Annotated in this window: 2 protein-coding genes; one reads left to right on the top strand and one right to left on the bottom strand. The window is 59.6% G+C overall.

Annotation, left to right across the window (positions count from 1 at the left end; genetic code table 11):
• Window positions 1-180: 180 nt before the first annotated feature.
• Complete coding sequence (locus tag WCB02_RS28195) at window positions 181-1,170, top strand: alpha/beta hydrolase (protein ID WP_423963036.1); 990 nt, start codon at window positions 181-183, stop codon at window positions 1,168-1,170.
• 530 nt (window positions 1,171-1,700) lie between these two features.
• On the opposite strand, the gene WCB02_RS28190 is transcribed toward WCB02_RS28195, so the two are convergent.
• The gene (locus tag WCB02_RS28190) at window positions 1,701-1,916 is read right to left on the bottom strand and encodes a hypothetical protein (protein ID WP_423963035.1); all 216 of its coding nucleotides are present in this window, start codon (window positions 1,914-1,916) and stop codon (window positions 1,701-1,703) included.
• Window positions 1,917-2,009 lie beyond the last annotated feature (93 nt).

The following is a 2,009-nucleotide window of genomic DNA, read 5'->3' as shown; positions in this document are numbered from 1 at the left end:
CGCCCCTAGCAGATCGAGCCGTCCTCAGAACTTCACAGCATTTGCTCAGGGAGTTCATCCGCCAAACGAGCTTAAACGCCGGCCAATGGTCGTGGATGCGCTCGATCATCGACAAACGACTGAGGTTTATCCATGCGACGCACCCTTCTTCTTTCAACCATCATTCTTGGAGCCACGGTTATGACGCAAGCTTCACAGGCCGCTACGCCGGATTCTGCAACCGATCCTCGTATCGATCCGCAGGTTCGCACCTTTCTCAGCGAAATCAACAAGGACTCAAGCCCGTTCTGGGAGCTGCCTCAACCGAAGCCGCAGGATATGCTCACGGGTCTGCAGAATAAGACTCCGGTTGACATGTCGGGGGTGAAAACGACCGAACAGACCATCACCCAGGACGGTCAAACCGTGAAGATCTATATCATGAAACCCGAGCAGGTCGTCGGCAAGCCCGGCGTGCTGCTGTTCATTCACGGCGGCGTCTGGATCGTCGGAAACTTCCAGAACCATCGGCGCCTGCTGCGCGACCTCGTGGTCGGCTCGGGCCAGATCGGCGTGTTCGTCGAGTACACCTCCTTGCCCGAGGCGCGCTTCCCCACCCAACTCGACCAATCCTATGCCACCCTGAAATGGGTGGCGACCCACGCCGAAGAGTTTGGCGCGGACGGCAGCCGGATCGCGGTGGCCGGCAATTCGGTCGGCGGCAACATGACCGCGGCCTTGACGCTGATGGCCAAGGATCGCGGCGGACCCAGGATCCGCTACCAGGCGCTGCTGATCCCGGCGACCGACGCCAGCGTGGACACCCAGTCCTATCATGAGTTCAGCACGGGGCGATTTCTGCCCCGCACCTTCATGAAATATGGCTGGGATTTGTACGCGCCGGACGCCAAGACCCGCGACAATCCCTACGTCTCGCCGCTGCGCGCCAGCTTGCAGGAACTACGCGGGCTTCCGCCGGCCCTGGTGATCACGGCGGAGAACGATCCGCTGCGCGATGAAGGCGAGGCCTACGCCCGGAAGCTCAAGGAAGCCGGAGTTTCTGTGATCGCCACCCGCTACAACGGCATGATCCACGACTTCGTCCTCTTGAACGGCGTCCTGACCGCTCCCGAACCCCAGGCCGCGATCCGTCAGATCTCGGCGGAGATCAAGGCCCATCTGGCGCCCTGATCCCGAATTGTGAAGCAGGGGTGGCGACGTCGTCGCCCTCTTTTCCCGCTAAGTAACGCGTTCTTTTGTGGAGGCGGCTCGTGTCCGGTATTGGCACGGGCTGTGTGAAAACGCGAAGACGATCAATCGCGACAGAACGAGTTACTCGTTCATGATCGTTTCATGTGCCCACATCGCAAGCGCATTCGATTTTTAAATCGGAATCGAGAATGTCATTCTCGTCGCGCTTCAAACTTTTGAGTTTTCACACGGCTTGGGCACAGAGCTGCCGACTTGCGGCGCTGCATCAAGTCGGCAGCTATCATGGGTACACTGGCCATTAGATGTAGCCTGACGGCCGTGGCCCGTGCGGTCCATCCGAGGCGGACCGACCCCCACTGATTGCAGACGTTAGGAGGAGCCAGCAATGCTGCCCGCTGAATGGTCAAGACCTCTGTGCTGAGGTACTGACGGCGAAGAGGCTCGCGAAGCGGGCGTCGCCACGACGGCAAAACGATGCAGGCCGAAACATGAGGTGCCGACCCGCCGGGTCAATCAATCTCGATCGTGATCGATGCCGCCGCCGACAAAGCCTGTGGATAGACTAAAAAATTCCCGCGCGGAAAAGCCAATTTCGCCAGCCGCTTCAAGCTGATTCCACCTGTCCAGCCCTCTCGCGAAAAATAAATCTCTTTCGTTTTTTCAGAAATTGATGTTTGATACATCCGTCCCGTGCTCTTCCAAGAGGGGCGCTTCGCGATCGTCACGAACGTTGGCGCGGGATGCGGTGGACGCGGCAGCGTCGGGCGTGATGGGAGTGCAGAGCGGGTCCGAGGACCCGTGAGCGGTCACCGTCACGT

This window comes from Bradyrhizobium sp., from assembly GCF_049581145.1.
In the GTDB taxonomy this organism is placed as follows: domain Bacteria; phylum Pseudomonadota; class Alphaproteobacteria; order Rhizobiales; family Xanthobacteraceae; genus Bradyrhizobium.
This window is presented reverse-complemented; position numbering and strand designations above follow the sequence as displayed.

What these genes read in the sequence shown, in the direction of transcription:
- WCB02_RS28195 (WP_423963036.1), top strand. Translation starts at nt 181, where the DNA reads ATGACGCAAGCTTCACAGGCCGCTACGCCGGATTCTGCAACCGATCCT.